The 17,002-nt window shown below is 38.7% G+C and carries 16 protein-coding genes; 11 read left to right on the plus strand and 5 right to left on the minus strand.

The window, feature by feature from the left end:
• The first annotated feature begins 2 nt into the window (after nucleotides 1-2).
• The 4 genes from aroB to bioV are packed head-to-tail and all read left to right on the plus strand — an operon-like array spanning nucleotide 3 to nucleotide 4,430.
• Nucleotides 3-1,049, plus strand: coding sequence for a 3-dehydroquinate synthase (aroB, locus tag SFB89_RS04925; protein WP_331775835.1), 1,047 nt, complete (start codon nucleotides 3-5; stop codon nucleotides 1,047-1,049).
• Complete coding sequence (gene mtaB / locus SFB89_RS04930) at nucleotides 1,042-2,286, plus strand: tRNA (N(6)-L-threonylcarbamoyladenosine(37)-C(2))-methylthiotransferase MtaB (RefSeq protein WP_331775836.1); 1,245 nt, start codon at nucleotides 1,042-1,044, stop codon at nucleotides 2,284-2,286. The genes aroB and mtaB overlap by 8 nt, the downstream gene beginning before the upstream one ends.
• Nucleotides 2,249-3,934, plus strand: coding sequence for an AAA family ATPase (locus SFB89_RS04935; RefSeq protein WP_443082178.1), 1,686 nt, complete (start codon nucleotides 2,249-2,251; stop codon nucleotides 3,932-3,934). Before mtaB ends, SFB89_RS04935 begins: the two co-directional genes overlap by 38 nt.
• Complete coding sequence (bioV, locus tag SFB89_RS04940; protein ID WP_331775838.1) at nucleotides 3,921-4,430, plus strand: pimelyl-ACP methyl ester esterase BioV; 510 nt, start codon at nucleotides 3,921-3,923, stop codon at nucleotides 4,428-4,430. The genes SFB89_RS04935 and bioV overlap by 14 nt, the downstream gene beginning before the upstream one ends.
• On the opposite strand, the gene SFB89_RS04945 is transcribed toward bioV, so the two are convergent.
• From SFB89_RS04945 to SFB89_RS04960, 4 genes are all read right to left on the minus strand, one after another.
• Nucleotides 4,423-5,013 (minus strand): LutC/YkgG family protein, encoded by a 591-nt coding sequence (locus SFB89_RS04945; RefSeq protein ID WP_331775839.1) that lies wholly within the window; start codon nucleotides 5,011-5,013, stop codon nucleotides 4,423-4,425. The two genes, bioV and SFB89_RS04945, sit on opposite strands and share 8 nt — an antisense overlap.
• Nucleotides 5,010-6,374 carry a lactate utilization protein B gene (locus SFB89_RS04950; RefSeq protein ID WP_331775840.1) on the minus strand — a complete coding sequence of 455 codons (1,365 nt, stop codon included), beginning with the start codon at nucleotides 6,372-6,374 and terminating at the stop codon, nucleotides 5,010-5,012. Before SFB89_RS04950 ends, SFB89_RS04945 begins: the two co-directional genes overlap by 4 nt.
• Nucleotides 6,371-7,114, minus strand: coding sequence for a (Fe-S)-binding protein (locus SFB89_RS04955; RefSeq protein ID WP_331775841.1), 744 nt, complete (start codon nucleotides 7,112-7,114; stop codon nucleotides 6,371-6,373). The genes SFB89_RS04950 and SFB89_RS04955 overlap by 4 nt, the downstream gene beginning before the upstream one ends.
• A gap of 238 nt (nucleotides 7,115-7,352) precedes the next feature.
• Nucleotides 7,353-7,982 carry a LysE family translocator gene (locus SFB89_RS04960; RefSeq protein ID WP_331775842.1) on the minus strand — a complete coding sequence of 210 codons (630 nt, stop codon included), beginning with the start codon at nucleotides 7,980-7,982 and terminating at the stop codon, nucleotides 7,353-7,355.
• 151 nt (nucleotides 7,983-8,133) lie between these two features.
• Here SFB89_RS04960 and SFB89_RS04965 point away from each other — a divergent pair, with 151 nt between their 5' ends.
• The 7 genes from SFB89_RS04965 to SFB89_RS04995 all read left to right on the plus strand — a co-directional run bounded on the left by SFB89_RS04965 (nucleotide 8,134) and on the right by SFB89_RS04995 (nucleotide 16,219).
• Nucleotides 8,134-9,465, plus strand: coding sequence for a TrkH family potassium uptake protein (locus SFB89_RS04965; protein ID WP_331775843.1), 1,332 nt, complete (start codon nucleotides 8,134-8,136; stop codon nucleotides 9,463-9,465).
• Complete coding sequence (locus SFB89_RS04970) at nucleotides 9,462-10,124, plus strand: potassium channel family protein (protein ID WP_331775844.1); 663 nt, start codon at nucleotides 9,462-9,464, stop codon at nucleotides 10,122-10,124. Before SFB89_RS04965 ends, SFB89_RS04970 begins: the two co-directional genes overlap by 4 nt.
• Nucleotides 10,125-10,220: 96 nt before the next feature.
• A complete protein-coding gene (locus tag SFB89_RS04975) occupies nucleotides 10,221-11,267 on the plus strand; it encodes a dehypoxanthine futalosine cyclase (RefSeq protein WP_331775845.1) in 1,047 nt (348 codons plus the stop codon).
• Between the two features lie 46 nt (nucleotides 11,268-11,313).
• Nucleotides 11,314-12,552, plus strand: a complete 1,239-nt coding sequence (locus SFB89_RS04980; protein ID WP_331775846.1) for a M16 family metallopeptidase — start codon at nucleotides 11,314-11,316, stop codon at nucleotides 12,550-12,552.
• Between the two features lie 8 nt (nucleotides 12,553-12,560).
• Complete coding sequence (gene recG, locus SFB89_RS04985) at nucleotides 12,561-14,393, plus strand: ATP-dependent DNA helicase RecG (protein WP_331775847.1); 1,833 nt, start codon at nucleotides 12,561-12,563, stop codon at nucleotides 14,391-14,393.
• A 21-nt stretch (nucleotides 14,394-14,414) separates the two neighbouring features.
• Nucleotides 14,415-14,924 carry a PAS domain-containing protein gene (locus tag SFB89_RS04990; protein ID WP_331775848.1) on the plus strand — a complete coding sequence of 170 codons (510 nt, stop codon included), beginning with the start codon at nucleotides 14,415-14,417 and terminating at the stop codon, nucleotides 14,922-14,924.
• A gap of 5 nt (nucleotides 14,925-14,929) precedes the next feature.
• A complete protein-coding gene (locus tag SFB89_RS04995; protein WP_331775849.1) occupies nucleotides 14,930-16,219 on the plus strand; it encodes a methyl-accepting chemotaxis protein in 1,290 nt (429 codons plus the stop codon).
• A 23-nt stretch (nucleotides 16,220-16,242) separates the two neighbouring features.
• On the opposite strand, the gene hpf is transcribed toward SFB89_RS04995, so the two are convergent.
• The gene (hpf, locus tag SFB89_RS05000; protein WP_331775850.1) at nucleotides 16,243-16,758 is read right to left on the minus strand and encodes a ribosome hibernation-promoting factor, HPF/YfiA family; all 516 of its coding nucleotides are present in this window, start codon (nucleotides 16,756-16,758) and stop codon (nucleotides 16,243-16,245) included.
• Nucleotides 16,759-17,002: the final 244 nt, after the last annotated feature.

The raw sequence follows: 17,002 nt of genomic DNA on the forward strand, positions 1-17,002 counted from the left end.
TTATGGTAATTACCATTGATTTTAATAATACACAAGATAAAAACTATGAGATATTTATCGAAACATTAAGTGATATGAACTTTGATACCAAAGTTGCCATCGTGACCAATCCAACGGTCGCTGCACTGCATCTTGAGCGATTACTCTCTCACATCAAAGCCGATGCAATACACATTATCAGTGTCCCTGATGGTGAGGCGTATAAAAATATGGAGACGATTCAAGATATTTTGAATCAATGTTTTGAAAACAGACTCGATCGTCAATCGATTTTGATTGCATTAGGTGGTGGCGTGATTGGTGATATGACGGGATTTGCTGCTTCTATTTTTCAGCGCGGCATTCGTTTTATTCAAATCCCTACGACGCTTTTAGCACAAGTAGATGCCAGTGTGGGCGGCAAGACGGGCGTGAATTCACCCTATGGCAAAAATCTAATAGGAGCCTTTTGGCAACCCTCTCGTGTCTATTGTGATACACAGTTTTTAAAAACCCTACCAGCACGAGAATTTTCAGCCGGAGTAGCAGAAATTATCAAGATGGCCGTGACGTTTGACAAAGATTTTTTTGAGTGGCTTGAGAATCATGATATTCATGAAGAAGCGGCACTGAAAAAAGCCGTACAAAAAAGTATCGAAACAAAGGCTCGTGTCGTGGCTCAAGATGAACGTGAAAAGGGTATTCGAGCGGTTTTGAATTATGGACATACGTTTGCACATGTCATCGAAAATGAGACACATTATACCCGCTATCTCCATGGCGAAGCTGTGGCGATTGGGATGGTGATGGCCAATGCTTTGGCGGTGTCATTGGGTTTGATGGAAGCCGATGAAGCGACTCGTATTGCCGCGCTGCTCAAACGCTATCATCTTCCTACGGATTATGAAATCCAAGATTGCGAAGCCTTTTATCAGCATTTTTTCCTAGACAAAAAAAGTCATCATGATAAGATTACCTGGGTCTTGCCACAGGGGATTGGTGGATTTTCATTGCGTGATGATGTCCCCAAAGCAGATGTTATGGCGCTCTTAGGTGGGTTTCATGGCTAAGAAAGTATTTTTTAAAACATTCGGTTGTCGCACTAATATCTACGATACACAAGTGATGATGCAAAATCTCAAGGATTTTGAAGTGACACGCAATGAAGAGGAAGCACAAATCGTTGTTGTGAACTCTTGCACGGTTACCAATGGTGCTGATAGTGGTGTCAGAAGCTATATTAATGCGCTCAATCGCAAAGGGAAACAAGTCTATATCGGAGGGTGTGGTGCTTTTAGTAAGGGTGCGGATTTGTTCGCCAAAGAGAAAGTCTTTGGTGTATTTGGACACTCTGAAAAAGAGAATCTCAATAAGCTTTTGCAAAGAGAGACACGCTTTGTTGAGATTGGTGATTTGACTTCGCTTGATGAGACGATTGTTGAGGAGTATTTAGGTAAAAATAAAGCATTTATCAAAATCCAAGAAGGGTGTGATTTTAGATGCAGTTATTGTATTATCCCTTATGTCAGGGGTAACGCACGCAGTCAAAATGAGAGTAAAATACTCGAACAAATCGAAAAATTAGCCAGCAATGGATATGGAGAATTTATCCTCACCGGTACCAATATCGGAAGCTATGGTAAAGACAAGGGCAGCTCATTGGGGAAATTGGTCCAAAATATTGGTAAAATTCGTGGAGTGAGACGCTTGAGATTAGGGAGTATTGAGCCGGTTCAGATTGATGAGAGTTTTCGTGAAATATTGCACGAGCCATGGTTGGAGCGTCATTTACATATCGCATTGCAACATACCAATGAAGAGATGCTGCGTATCATGAGAAGGCGCAATAATACCAAAGATGATTTGGAACTTTTTTATGAGTTGCAAAGTCTTGGATTTGCACTAGGGACCGATTTCATCGTGGGACATCCCGGAGAGAGCGAAGAGAGATGGGAAGATGGTTTGAAAAAGATTCAAGATTTTCCTTTGACGCACATTCATGCCTTTATCTATTCCAAAAGAGATGGGACCCCTTCGGCAAAATTGAAAGATGAGATTCGTGGAGATGTTTCAAAAACACGCTTAAAGGCATTGGAATCCATCATTGAACAAAAAAATTACGAATTTAGATTAAAGAATAAAAAAAGTTTAGATATACTTGTTGAAGAACAAAAAAATGGCTTATATACCGGATTTGATCAGTACTATAATAAAATATATATCAAATCAGATAGAGATATTTCAAAAGAGTGGATTGAGATAGGAGATTATGATGTTCGAGAAAATGGCAACTTTGCTGAATTTTAGATCCAAAAAATTACTGGTGTCAATGATGGCATTGAGTATTGTTGTGATCTTGATGGGATATCAGTATATCCAAAATTCACCCTCGATTATTAATCTAGATACGTATCATAAATTACTGACAAATGGGGTCATCGAAAAAGCAAAAATTAGCCAAAACGAAGTTATCTTATACACGACCGAAGGGGTCTATTCTATAGCTAAAGATGGCATCATGATCAAAGATCTTCTCAAAAAAGTCCCCATAGAAGTAGAAGACAATAATGAATACGCCAATACACTTATCACCGCATTGATGTTGGCTTTTGTCTTATTGTGGTTGGTGATTTATGCAAAAAAACGTCAGATGCGAGAACAGATTGAAAGCGAACAAAAAAAAGAGACCAAAATGTTCTCTTTGGATTCTCTTGGCTCTTTTGAAATGAATCCGGCAATCTCGAAAATAAAATTTACTGATGTTGCGGGTATTAAAGAGGTCAAAGAGGAGCTTGAAGAAATCGTGGATTTTCTGAAAAGTCCTAGCAAATATCAAAAATATGGTATTTCATTGCCTAAGGGCGTGTTATTGATTGGACCTCCGGGTGTGGGTAAAACACTCATCGCCAAAGCCGTGGCAGGAGAGGCTAATGTACCGTTTTTTTATCAAAGTGGTGCGAGTTTTGTCCAAATTTATGTCGGTATGGGTGCTAAAAGAGTGCGTGAACTCTTTTCTCATGCCAAAGCGTATGCTCCTTCGATTATTTTTATAGATGAAATCGATGCCGTTGGTAAAGCACGTGGCGGGATGCGCAATGATGAGCGCGAATCTACCCTCAATCAACTCTTGACTGAGATGGATGGCTTTGAAGACAATAGCGGTGTCATCGTGATTGGTGCTACTAATAAAATCGAAGTCATTGATGAGGCGTTGTTGCGTTCGGGTCGATTTGACAGACGGGTATTTATCCCCTTGCCAGATCTTGCTGATCGAAAAGATATCTTGCAAATTTACCTCCAAGATAAACCTTCTCGCGTCAATCTTGATGAAATAGCAAAGATGAGTGTCGGGTTTTCAGGTGCGGCATTGTCAACTTTTGTGAATGAAGCGGCGATTAATGCACTCAGGCGAAAAAGTCAAATAATCGAGCAAGAGGATTTTCGAGCCGTGAGACTCAAAGTACTCTTAGGCAAGACAAAAGTGCTCAGTTACAGTGATGAAGAGAAACGAATTCAATCGGTCTATCAAGGGGCCAAAGCCTTATGTGCCTATTGGTTTGAAGTGGATTTTGACAAGATTACTATTGTCAATGACCGCTTGAAAGATATGGATAAAGAGATTGAATCCAAAACACAGATGCTCTCCAAAGTCAAAGTATATCTTGCAGGTATCGTGGCGACACAAATCAAATACAATGAAAAATTTTCAAATGCGACAGAAGATTTAAAACGCGCGACGAGTATCGTCCAAAATATGGTTGAGAATTATGGCATGGGCGATAAAGTCTTGCCAAATAATCATGATGTAGAGAAAATTTTGGATGAAGCATTTGCAGAAGTCGAGAAGTTTTTATTAGGTATGGGAAGTACGCTAGATAGCATTTCAAACATATTGTTTGAAAAAGAGAGCGTTTCACGGGAAGATTTAAAAAAGATTCTCAATGAAATATTTTAGTGGATTTTGTTTTAAAGGGGAATCAAAACTATTTGAAGATTGGCTAGAGGTTTGTGATTTTTGTGTCGCAGGCTTTGGTATGGGCGCCATTGATGCTTTTGAATATGCACTGCAGAGTGAAACAAGAATCGACAAACTTCAGCTCTTTTCTCCTGTTTTTTTTCAAAATAGAAGCGAAATATTCAAAAAAAATCAAATAGAACGTTTTCTCAAAAATCCCGATAATTACTGTTCAGATTTTATAAATCGAGCGCAATATCCCTATCATGATGATCTTTCAATCTACCGTAAACATAGCACAAAAGAGGTACTAAAAAAAGCATTGTATTATGTTTGGGATCAAGAACAAATCAAACGACTGTGCGAGCGCAATACTGCTATTGAAGTCTATCTAGGAGGATTAGACCAGATTTTAGATACGACCGCAGCACTTGAATTTTTTACACCTTTTGCTGATGTCTATTTTATGAAAAATGCCGGACATTTACTCAGATAAAAAGTACCATACACTCCATCGCACCGTGCGCTCCAATGACGAGGGCTTGTTCAATATCTGCAGTTTTTGATGGACCACTGATAAAAGTACCAAATGTATTTTCCTTGAAATTAATCTGCTCATAGGCTTCATGCATACTCGCTACAATATGCTCTTTTTTGACAACAATTAACAATCTTTGCGCGATAAAATAAAGCGAACGATTGATATTTTCATGATCTTGCAACCACACTGCTGCATTTTCTGCTACTGCAAATTCTCCTTTGACCACTGCTAGGTCCACGTTTTTTAACTCATGCGGGTCTTGGACATCATTGGGGTTGATGTGTTCGATTTGCAAATCCATAGAGGTCGCGATAGTACCATGATGTTGATAATGCTCTTGTATAAAAGTTTCGATATTTTCTTGAGTATCCAGCCAGTGTGCCATGCCTCCGACAGATTGCAGTGCTTGTGCAAATTGTTTGTCTTTATCATGATAGTCATCATGCGCTATTTCAAGATCAGGCAATGCTACCTGAGTCGTGTTTTGTTTAGCGATATTGGTTCTGATTTGATCTAAAATATACGCTTTTGAAGTCATTTTTTACGCTCCTTATACAACTCCTTGAAACTCTGCTTTGGAAAGGGTGGCAATTCTCGATTTTTTCCCCAGACATTGAATTTTGAATACAAAAGATTGCGCGGTAATATGGGGACTAGTTTTCTTGCAATCTTGCCACCTGAATCCATAATCATAGGGTGTTTCATCACCCACGTTGCCATTTTAAGTGCGCGATGTTTTGTTTTGTCCAACAAACCCGCATCCACGACATCTTGACGGTGGAGGTAGAGTTGCTCATGTAAATCTACCTTTACCGGACATATATTGCTACACGAAGCACACAGTGAACAGGCAAAAGGCAGCGAAGCATTTTTTTGAATCGCTTTACTCGCTCCAAGGGTGGAGCCAATAGGTCCTGGAATGGTGTAACCATAGCTATATCCTCCGCTTCTTCTATAAATCGGGCAGGTATTGAGACATGCGCCACAGCGGATACATTGAAGCGATTTGACATATTTTTTGTTGCCTAAGATTTGGCTTCTGCCATTGTCCACGATGATGATGTGCATCTCTCCTTCATGTTGCGGAGAGTGGTAATGAGAGGTATAGGTCGTGATCGGTTGTCCCGTGGCACTGCGTGCTAAAAGGCGGGTAAAGACAGAGAGATCCTTGAGTCGTGGGATAATCTTTTCAATTCCCATGGATGCAATATGTAATTTCGGAAGACTCGCACCAAGGTCAGCATTTCCCTCATTGGTACATACGACAATACCACCGGTTTCACTAATGGCAAAATTGACGCCCGTGAGTGCGGCATCGGCACCTAGAAATTTCTCTCGAAGATGTTTTCTGGCCTCATGTGTGAGATAGGTAGGGTCACTGTTGCCTTTTTGTGTATGGAGAAATTTTTCAAATGTTGTACCGACATCTTCTTTCTTGAGATGAATGGCTGGCAAGACGATGTGAGAAGGAGGTTCGTGTCGGAGTTGGACAATTCGTTCTCCCAAATCCGTGTCAACCACATCGATGCCATTTTCTTCTAAAAAAGGATTGAGATGGCACTCTTCTGTAAGCATGGATTTGCTTTTGACAAGTTTCGTCGCTCCATTACGGCGCAAGATATCGAGCACTATTTTGTTATGTTCTTGAGCATCTCGTGCCCAATGTACTTCAATATCGCGTTTTCTAGCATTGGTCTCAAATGCGCTGAGATAATGGTCTAAATTCGCTAATGTATGCGTTTTGATAGCATCAGCTTTATCTCTTAGTGCTTCCCACTCTGGCAGACTTTGTGCTTGGATGTCCCTTTTTTGGCGAACAAACCACAGTGCTTTGTCATGCCATTTCATACGGTTGGTATTTGAAGCAAATTTTTCGGCGAGTTTAGGATGGTCACTCATGCTAACCCCTTTGCTAATATTTGTGCGATGTAGATAGTTTTTATGGGGAGTTTATCTCGATCAATCAAGCCTTGCATGTGCATCAAACAAGACATATCTACCCCGGTGATATACTCACTGCCTGCTTTGATGTGATCCTCAAGTCGTGCTCGTCCCATCGCTACGCTCATGGCTTCTTCGCTCACCGCAAAGGTTCCTCCAAAGCCGCAGCATTCATCATTGCGCTCTAAGGTAGAAAAGGAGATATCTGATACCAAATCCAAGATATCTTTGATTTTAGAAAATGCTGGTGCATGGCATTCGCTCATGCTCGCAAGCCCGAGTTCTCGGTGTCCGTGACAAGAATTATGGATGCCCACTTTGTAAGGAAAACTGACATTGAGATGGTCTGGTTTGATGATATCGTGTATAAATTCGATGAGTTCATAAGTGTTTTTTTGGACGTGTTCAAAGCCCTCCATCTCAGAAACAAACTGAGCATAATGGTGTCGTACCATGCTCACACAACTACCACTTGGTGCGACGATATAATCATAGTGCTTGAAAATTTCTACAAATCGCTTAGCCAGTTGGGCACTCTCATGAGCGCACCCGGTATTGGCCATGGGTTGACCACAGCAGGTTTGTTCCAGTGGATAGTCCACATCCAATCCAAAACTTTCTAAAATCTTGAGAGTATCCATGGAGGCTTCAGGATATAATTCATTCATAAAACAGGGAATAAACAGTCCGATTTTCATCGCAAGTGCTCCTCTTGTATTGGCATCGCAAGGATAAATTTCTCATCATGATTGCACCAGCATTCTAGAGAAATTTATGAGGGTTACGTATGGTTATCACCAATTTTAACGTTTACATATAACATATGTATGACATTTTATATATTAGGTGAGAATTGCCTCCAAAAAGTACTCAATCAGTAGCGTTCCTACTAATAAACTGAGGATGATAAAGGATACCAATAATGCCTTTTTCATATTATCGGTTGGTGAAGGCTAATTTTAAAGCCAGCAAGGTGAAGATTCCACCGGCTATTTTGTTCATGATACCTTCTGCATTTTTATTTCTATTGAACCAATGCCCCAATTTTCCTGCGACAAGACTAATGGAACTAAAGACGATAAAGGTACAAATAATAAAGATAAATCCCAAAACAAAGATTTGCAAGGTCATGCTACCGTTTTTAATATCTGTAAATTGCGGTAAAAATGCCAAAAAGAAAATAGAGACTTTTGGATTGGTAATATTCATGAAAATACCACGACGATAAAGCTTGAAATAGCTCATTTTAGAGTGATTGGCATTGAAATGATGGGAAGCACCACTTTTAAAAGAAAGATAAGCAAGATAGAGTAGATAGGCCGCACCGATGTATTTGAGGATATCAAATGCCAATTGTGAAGTTTGGAAGATGGCCGCTACTCCCAATGCGACGGCAGTCGTGTGGACGATCAATCCCGTACAAAGTCCCATCGTGACAAAAATACCAGGTTTTGAGCCTTTGCTCATTGATTGGGTTAAAACAAAAATATTGTCAGGTCCAGGAGCCAGAGCTAAAAGGGCGGATGCTGTAACAAACAAGATAAGCGTATCAAGCGGAAATAACATAAAAATCCTTTTTTTCTTAATTGTAACAAAATAAGATTTATACCATGTTGAGATTCACGCAATGGGATGCACTCTTTAATACCTTTTTGATGTAACGTAGCCTATAATTTCAAAAGACCTTTATAAATTTCTACGATTTAAAGCGAGCCAGATGAATCATAAAACTCTAAAGATTATCTTTTTAAGTTATTTTATTTTGATATTTGCCGGTGCCTTTGCTTTGATGCTGCCATTTACTCATGTGGGGCATCTCAAATTCATCGATGCGATTTTTACCTCGACTTCAGCGGTGTGTGTGACAGGATTGATTGTCAAAAGTACGTCGGAGTATTTTAACTTTTCAGGACAGTTTATCATCTTGATGCTCATACAAATAGGCGGTGTTGGGTATATGAGTTTGGTGACGCTATTTTTTCTGTTTACGAAAAAAAATCTCAATATTCATGAAAAAAACCTTGCTAAAGATTCATTGAATTATTCAAGCAATTTGGAGATTCAAAATTTTATCAAAAAAGTTTTTTTGTTCACCTTTGTGATTGAAGGTGTTGGTATTGTTCTTTTAACCTTGCATTTTAGCTTTCAAATGTCTTTTTTCAAAGCGTTGTGGGAAGCGATATTTCATACGATATCAGCCTATAACAATGCCGGTTTTTCACTCTTTTCTGATAGTTTGATTGGCTACAACAGTGATATCTGGGTCATCATGATCCTCTCTTTGTTGATTATCTTTGGGGGGATTGGATATCTTGTTCTTGTTGAGTTGCATGCCAAAGCAGTATCAAAGCGCTATATGCTCTCGGTACATACCAAGATTACGTTGGTAGGAACCGCCATACTCTTAGTCTCAGGGACACTATTATTTCTTGCAATCGAGTGGGATAATCATGACGTTTTTGGCAATATGCCTTTATGGCAGCGTATTTTGAATAGTTTTTTTCTCTCTGTCAATTTTAGAACAGCAGGTTTTAATAGTGTCGATCTCTCAACTTTAAGCGAACCGTTACTTTTTTGTTCTACAATCTTCATGATGATAGGTGGTGGCGCTGGCAGTACCGCAGGAGGTATTAAAATTACCACGGTTGCGGTGTTGATAATCGTCACCATTCATACGATTAAATTGAGTAATCAAAAGCCAAATCTCTTTAAAAGAACGATTTCTTCAGAAGTTATTCAACGGGCATCTGCGATTATTATTGTGGCCTCTTTTGTTGTGATGATTGCGACAATTTTATTGACAGAAACACAGCATACAGGTTTTATGAAGACGCTCTTTGAGGCGATTTCTGCTTTTTGTACCGTGGGGGTATCTGTGGGGAATGGCGGAATTTTAAGTTTTTCGAGTGATTTTGACTCTTTTGGTAAGGCCATGATCATCTTGTTGATGCTCATCGGAAGGATTGGAATTTTTGCCTTTGGTTTTTTAATCATGGGGAAAGAAAAAGTAAAACATATACAATACCCAGAAGGAAGGATTTTATTATGAAAACATATGCCGTAATCGGATTAGGAAAATTTGGGCATCATATCGCTAAAGGATTGGCAGATGAGGGTGTTGATGTTATCGCAATCGATAATGATGAACATAAGATTCAAGAAATCAGTGAATACATAGAAGATGCCATCGTTTTAGACAGTACTGATATCAAAGCACTCGAAGAGGCGGGTGTGGTGGATTTAGATACCGTGATTATCAGTATTGGGGAGAGTTTGGAAGCGAGTATTTTGACATTGATGGCGCTCAAAGAGCTCAACAACAAAAACATCATCGCCAAAGCCATGAGTCTTACCCATGGTGAAATTCTCTCGCGATTGGGTGCTTTTAAGATTATCTATCCGGAGCGAGATTCAGCCAAAAAATTAGTAGAAAATATCGTCGGAGATGTATCGATGGATAATGTGGACTTTAGTACGACCAATAAAATAGCGAAATTTGAAGCCACTAAATCATTTATCGGTAAAAGTGTTCGAGAAGCGGAGTTGATGTTTGATCATGAGATTCATATGATTGCGTGCAGAACCAAAGGAATTTGGTTTTTTGATATTGACAAAGAGTATATCATAAAAGAGAAAGATAAGTTGGCATTTATCGGGAAAAACGCATTTATTGGAAAACTGAGAAATCTCACCAAGAAAGAGGAATAATCTAAATACGAGAGTAAAATTGTTAGCCAGACACACTAAAATTTTAGTCAACTTTGTGTATAATGCCCATAATAAAATAGTATATTAGGAAAAATTATGTCAAGAATTACAAAAGAAGAAGCGTTAGAGCTGATTCGCCATTATGACCTGAATGAACTCGGACGCTTGGCTACACTTAAAAAACAAGAGCTACATCCAGATAAAGTGACCACTTTTATCGTAGATAGAAATATCAATTACACCAATGTTTGTTGGGTTGATTGCAAATTTTGCGCCTTTTATAGACACGCTAAAGAAGAAGATGCCTATGTTTTAAGTTTTGAAGAAATTGGTAAAAAAATCGAAGAATTAATTGCCATTGGAGGGACACAAATCCTGTTTCAAGGCGGGGTGCATCCTAAACTCAAAATCGAATGGTATGAAGATTTGGTATCATGGATTAGTACGCATTATCCGACGATTACCATCCATGGTTTTTCTGCCATAGAGATTGATTATATTGCGAAGATTTCAAAGATTTCATATAAGGAAGTATTGGAGCGTCTAAAGGCCAAAGGATTGTTCTCAATTCCTGGTGCTGGAGCTGAGATTTTGAGTGATAAAGTTCGTGATATTATTGCACCAAAGAAATTAGATACCGCAGATTGGATTGATATTCACAGACAAGCCCATAAAGTTGGCATTAAATCAACAGCTACGATGATGTTTGGTACGGTTGAAGAGGATGAAGATATCATCGAACATTGGGACCATATCCGAAATCTTCAAGATGAAACCGGTGGTTTTCGTGCGTTTATTATGTGGAGTTTTCAATCCGATAATACACGCCTAAAACGTGAAATCCCTAGCATCAAAAAACAGTCCTCCAATCGATATTTGCGTTTGTTAGCCGTGAGTCGATTGTTTTTGGATAATTTTCCCAATATACAAAGCTCATGGGTCACACAAGGCAGCTATGTCGGACAACTTGCCCTCATGTTTGGTGCCAATGATTTAGGCAGTACCATGATGGAAGAAAATGTCGTAGCCGCAGCGGGTGCTAGTAATGAGATGAATCAAGAAGAGATGGTTCGATTGATTCGTGAAGTGGGAGAATATCCTGCCAAAAGAGATACTGCATACCGTATTTTAGAGAGGTTTTAATGTGAAAAATCTTATTATTTTGTTTTTATTTTTGCAAGGAGTTTTGATGAGCCAAAGTTTGGATAGTATAAAGGTTAATGGTGTTTCCATACCGATTATTTTTGAAAAAGAGACACATCTGCCTATCGTCACGGCACAGATTATTTTACGATGTAGCGGTAGTATTGAAGATGGCAAACAAAGCGGTCTTGCAAGATTTACAGCCAATATGCTCAATGAAGGAACTAAAAAACTCGGCTCCGTTGCCTTTTCAGAACAACTAGAAGAGCGTGCGATTCATCTGAGTACTCACGCAGGATTTGAGACGTTTGTATTTGAAATTTCATCCTTAAAAGAACAGTTTCCTTATTCGATGAGTATGCTCAAAGAGCTTTTGATGGATCCAAATTTTACACAAGAGAGTCTCTTGAAAGTGAAGAGTCAAACGTTGGGAATGCTCTCTTCTAAAGAGAGTGATTTTGATTATATTGCCAATATCAATCTAAAAAAACTCATTTACAAAAATACCCCAATGCAAGAGCCAACAGCAGGAGATAGTGCGAGTATCAAAGCATTGACATTAGATGATGTCACGCATTTTTATCATGAGCATCTTGATTTGTCCAATATGGTCATCGTGGCCGGTGGAGATATTGACATTCAAGCCTTTAAAAAAGAGTTGATGGATGTATTGAAAGTCTTGCCTGTGGGTGCTAAGCGACAGTTGGTACATTTTGATGCCAATGGCGATGAAAACAACCAAACGGTACACAAAGAGACCGAGCAAGCTTATATTTACTTTGGCGCGCCACTAGATATGAGCAGTAGTGATTCAGATGATTATAAATCAAAAGTTGCCAGTTTTATCCTCGGAGAGAGTGGGTTTGGTAGTCGGTTGATGGAGGCAGTGCGAGTCAAAAAGGGATTGGCTTATTCAATTTACTCTAGAAATAGTATCAATAAATCACACAGTGCCTTTACGGGTTATTTGCAAACTAAAAATGAAAATCGCAAAGAAGCAGAACGCATTGTCAAAAATGTTATTGATGATTTTGTGAAAAACGGTGCGACAAAAGATGAACTCGAACAAGCCAAAAAGTTTTTACTCGGAAGCGAACCCTTACGCAATGAAACGCTATCTCAGAGACTGAATCGTGCCTTTTTTGAATATTATCGTGGATTTAAACTTGGGCACTCTAAGGAAATTTTGGAGAAGATCGATGCGTTATCTTTGGGTGAACTTAATGCTTTCATCAAAAAACATCGAGAGATTACCCAGTTGAGCTTTTCTGTGGTTACTAACTGATTTAGAATATGAAACGGTCGCTTCAACTACAATCAGAAGAAGATCAAAAAAAATTTGATAAATTAAGAATTGATTCTATTTTGGGATTGGCATTGTTAATCCCAAAATCTTATGACAATAGTTTTATCACCCAAACCCCCCAGCTCAATCAAAAAAACTGTATCGAAGTTGAAGTACAACATGTGAGCAAAACACCCAAGGCGCTAAGCTTGGATCTTTTTTGTATCACGTGGAATGAAAAGATTAAAGGGGTGATTTTTAGACCCAGTTTTTATCATACGAAAATTTTCAAACCAGGTAGCCTTATGCATGTCAGAGGTAAAATTGTCTGGGGTATGGGCAAAATACAAATACAACAACCTCAGGTTTTAAAAGCCATCAATACCATTACCTCCAAATATAAAACAGCCCTTTCAAACGAAGCGATGCGTACTCTAGTGAAAAAATATGTCACAAAAGAAGCTTTGATTTCAGAGGGGATGAGTGATAAAGATGCTACGAATTTATGGCGTTTGCATCATCCTGATCTTGATTTTTTATATGAATTTGAAAAAAATGGCTATCCTCATGATATCAAAGAAACGTTGAAATATGCTGAGATTTATCACTATCTGGATGCATTAAGTAAAAAAAATATTACCTATCTTGCAAAGAATAGATTGGAGCATGACGCAGAACCCTTTATCGCTACCTTGCCTTTTGATTTGACACCAGGCCAAAGAGCGTGTATCGATGCCATCAAGCAAGATTTTCAAAGTTCAAAAGCTGCCAAGCGTTTGATTATGGGTGATGTTGGTTGCGGGAAAACTATCGTGATGTTGGCTGCTGTGATGATGGCATATCCTAAACGTACGATTTTGATGGTCCCTACAACCGTCTTGGCAAATCAAATCTATGAAGAAGCTATCAAATTTCTCCCCTCCAATGTCACGGTTGCTAAAGTTGTCCAACAATCTAGCAAAGAGATTGATTTGGAGACTTTTGACTTCATTATTGGTACGCATGCTTTGCTCTTTCGGAAATTGCCTGAGACCGATTTGGTGATGGTAGATGAACAACACCGTTTTGGGACAAATCAACGTGCAACCATCTCAAATATCGCCAAAGTTGGTAATACGCGTGCACATTTTTTGCAATTTTCAGCCACACCAATCCCGCGTACTTTGAGTATGATGCATGCCTCAGTCATCGATTTTTCATATATCAAAGAGTTGCCTTTTAAAAAAGATATCGAGACACATATTATCGGAAAATCTAAATTTCCACAGTTGATTGGACATCTCAAAGATGAGATTGCAAAGGGTCATCAAGCCATCATTGTCTATCCGCTCGTTGAAGAGAGCGAAGTGATTGATTATCAATCAATAGAAGAGGGGCGTGGTTATTGGGAGAAAAATTTTGAGCATGTGTTTGTCACTTATGGCAAAGATAAAAATAAAGAAGAGACCTTGCAACGATTTCGTGATGAGGGCAATATCCTCGTTTCAACAACAGTCATAGAGGTAGGAATTTCTCTGCCAAAATTGACCACTATTGTTCTGGTGGCACCTGAGCGATTGGGATTGGCGAGTTTGCATCAGTTAAGAGGGCGTGTCAGTCGAAACGGGCTCAAAGGCTATTGTTATTTATATACTAATCTAGAAAAGAGTGATAGGCTGAGTCAATTTGCCAAAACAACCAATGGCTTTGAAATTGCAGAGCTTGATTTACAGTATCGAGCAGGGGGTGATATGCTTCGTGGAATTTTTCAAAGTGGGAATAATTTTGTCTGGTTTGATATGGCTGAAGATCATGAAATTCTAAAAAAAGCTAAAGCAGCAATGGAGTATAATGGCGCCTAAATACCAAAAAATGGAGCTAATATGGAAAAACCCCAGCCAAATTCGCAACAATATGAACTGGAAGATAATGATTTTATTATCTCAAAGACGGATTTAAAAGGACGCATCACATATTGCAATCAAATTTTTATTCGTCTATCACAATATGATGAAAAGGAGCTGATTGGTGCTCCACATAATATCATCCGACACCCTGATATGCCTCGTATCATTTTCAAATTACTATGGGAGCGGATTCAGAGTCAGCAAGAAATTTTTGCTTTTATTAAAAATCTCACCAAAGATGGTGGATATTATTGGGTTTTTGCAAACATAACAGCCTCTTTAGATATTAATGGTGCGAGTATTGGGTATTATTCGGTGAGAAGAAAAGCGAATCAAGAAGCAATGCCTACCATTATTGCATTATATCAAAAACTCTCAGCGCTTGAGAAAAGCGAAAATATAAGTGCGTCAGAGCAATATTTAAATGATTTTTTAGAAAAAAAAGAGATGAATTATGATGAGTGGGTCATCTCCTTGCAAGGATAAGCAATATGTTTAACATCAATAAAAAATACAATCAGGAACTATTAGAAAAAATCAATAGTGTTATTGAGAATGCGGCCATGGGCAAACTAGAAAATCGTATTGTCAACATTGATATGAATGACCCTTTGGCTAAGACGGCTTGGGGTATTAATGATTTATTAGACCAGCTAGAAGCCTATATGAGAGATGCCAATACGGCTATTGATATGACGAGTCAGGGTATTGGTTATAGAAAGATGTATCCACAAGGTCTCAAGGGATTGTTTGCTATCTCAAGTCAGCGTATTGCAAAAGGTGTGGATGCGATTTTAATCGCGAGCAAGGAGCAGTTGCGTGCAAGTTTGAGTACAAAATTTGGTAATTTAAATGGCGGAATGGCTTCGTCTTTAAGAATTTTACAATCAGATATGATTGAAGTGATTGATGTGGTATCCAATATTAAGACATTAGCAGAACAAACAGCCACAAAATCCAATGATAGTATGGCGGTTACAGATGATGTCTCTGAAAAAATAGAAATTTTGACGGGTTTGATTGTTGATATTGTAGAGGCGATACAATCTCTTGGTGTTCGATCTGAAGAGATTTCATCTGTGGTCAATTTAATCAAGGATATTGCAGACCAAACCAATCTACTGGCACTCAATGCTGCGATTGAAGCTGCACGTGCTGGAGAACATGGCAGAGGATTTGCCGTAGTGGCTGATGAGGTGCGAAAGTTGGCGGAGAGAACAAGCAAAGCCACAGCAGAAATCGCCATCACCATACAAACGCTTCAGCAAGAGACACAGGGTATTCAATCAAATGCACATGAAATCAATACGATTGCAGTACAATCAGCAGAGGCGATTGAGGGTTTTACAAAGACATTGTATGAGTTTAATAAAGATGCCCACAAAACCTCAAAAGCCTCCAAATATACAGAAGATAAAAGCTTCTCAACTTCAGCAAAAATAGATCATATTATCTATAAAACACGAGCTTATGCCTCCGTACTCAATGAAAATATTCATGATGAAGTACTCACAGATGAATCAAAAAATCGTTTTGATCTTTGGTATTATGCTGCAGGGAAAGAGTCCTTTGGGCAAATGCCGGCTTATCGGTCGATTGAGCCTTTGTATCAAGAGGTGAAAAAGCGGGTTTCTTCGAGCTTAGAAGAATTAGAACACCATGGACTCAAAGCGCAAAATGCTGATTTTTTCTTGAATAATTTTGTCGAATTAGAGGAATTTAGTAACAAAATATTTAAATGTTTGGATACGATGGTAGTAGAAAAATCTAAAAGGGAGTGACCCCTTTTAGATGTGAGTGATGTCTAGTAGAGGCCAAATTTGGCATCAGATCTTTTATATAAGACACGTACTTTGTCTTCTTTATCATGAAAGATCATAAATTGTTGTCCGTTTTCTTTGAGTTCGGCAAGCGCGTCATCAACATCGATTGGTTTATAACTCTCTAATCGCATTGGTACGATTTCATCTTCTGAGTATTCTACTTCTTCTGTTTCAACTTCTGGTACTTCTTTTTGTTTGAAACTTGTGACTTTATCATGATGTCTTCTCAATACTTTTTGAGCGCGATCAATCGCTAAATCAATAGCGGCATAAACATCTTTATCTTTTTGTTTGATGACGACGGTGTTCATATGTGCGAGATTGATAGCAAATTCTACGCTAAAGCCTTTTTTCCCATTTTTTTCATCAGCTGAAAGTATGCATTTTGTTGAAATAATATCTAGATTGTACTTTTTTAGTGTATCCACAGCACCTTGTATGTGCCCCTTGATTGAATCTGTCAACTCTAGCTGTTTTCCTACGATACTTAAATTCATAATGTCTCCTTGATGCCCTACCATTAGGGCTTTTTTGGGTACAATTCACCCATCAAAATTATAACAAAACTCAGCTTAAGCTGAGTTTCTGTGAAAACGAAGACAATAGGGCTGAGTTTCTGTGAAAACGAAGACAATAGGGCTGAGTTTCTGTGAAAACGAAGACAATAGGGCTGAGTTTCTGTGAAAACGAAGACAATAGGGCTGAGTTTCTGTGAAAACGAAGACAATAGGGCTGAGTTTC

Origin of the sequence: Sulfurospirillum sp. 1612 (genome assembly GCF_036556685.1) — a bacterium.
Taxonomy (GTDB): Bacteria; Campylobacterota; Campylobacteria; order Campylobacterales; family Sulfurospirillaceae; genus JAADIZ01.

Excerpts from the sequence above, each read along its gene's own strand:
- aroB (WP_331775835.1), top strand. The coding sequence starts at position 3 with ATGGTAATTACCATTGATTTTAATAATACACAAGATAAAAACTATGAG.
- mtaB (WP_331775836.1), top strand. The coding sequence starts at position 1,042 with ATGGCTAAGAAAGTATTTTTTAAAACATTCGGTTGTCGCACTAATATC.
- SFB89_RS04935 (WP_443082178.1), top strand. The coding sequence starts at position 2,249 with ATGATGTTCGAGAAAATGGCAACTTTGCTGAATTTTAGATCCAAAAAA.
- bioV (WP_331775838.1), top strand. The coding sequence starts at position 3,921 with ATGAAATATTTTAGTGGATTTTGTTTTAAAGGGGAATCAAAACTATTT.
- SFB89_RS04945 (WP_331775839.1), bottom strand. The coding sequence starts at position 5,013 with ATGACTTCAAAAGCGTATATTTTAGATCAAATCAGAACCAATATCGCT.
- SFB89_RS04950 (WP_331775840.1), bottom strand. The coding sequence starts at position 6,374 with ATGAGTGACCATCCTAAACTCGCCGAAAAATTTGCTTCAAATACCAAC.
- SFB89_RS04955 (WP_331775841.1), bottom strand. The coding sequence starts at position 7,114 with ATGAAAATCGGACTGTTTATTCCCTGTTTTATGAATGAATTATATCCT.
- SFB89_RS04960 (WP_331775842.1), bottom strand. The coding sequence starts at position 7,982 with ATGTTATTTCCGCTTGATACGCTTATCTTGTTTGTTACAGCATCCGCC.
- SFB89_RS04965 (WP_331775843.1), top strand. The coding sequence starts at position 8,134 with ATGAATCATAAAACTCTAAAGATTATCTTTTTAAGTTATTTTATTTTG.
- SFB89_RS04970 (WP_331775844.1), top strand. The coding sequence starts at position 9,462 with ATGAAAACATATGCCGTAATCGGATTAGGAAAATTTGGGCATCATATC.
- SFB89_RS04975 (WP_331775845.1), top strand. The coding sequence starts at position 10,221 with ATGTCAAGAATTACAAAAGAAGAAGCGTTAGAGCTGATTCGCCATTAT.
- SFB89_RS04980 (WP_331775846.1), top strand. The coding sequence starts at position 11,314 with ATGAGCCAAAGTTTGGATAGTATAAAGGTTAATGGTGTTTCCATACCG.
- recG (WP_331775847.1), top strand. The coding sequence starts at position 12,561 with ATGAAACGGTCGCTTCAACTACAATCAGAAGAAGATCAAAAAAAATTT.
- SFB89_RS04990 (WP_331775848.1), top strand. The coding sequence starts at position 14,415 with ATGGAAAAACCCCAGCCAAATTCGCAACAATATGAACTGGAAGATAAT.
- SFB89_RS04995 (WP_331775849.1), top strand. The coding sequence starts at position 14,930 with ATGTTTAACATCAATAAAAAATACAATCAGGAACTATTAGAAAAAATC.
- hpf (WP_331775850.1), bottom strand. The coding sequence starts at position 16,758 with ATGAATTTAAGTATCGTAGGAAAACAGCTAGAGTTGACAGATTCAATC.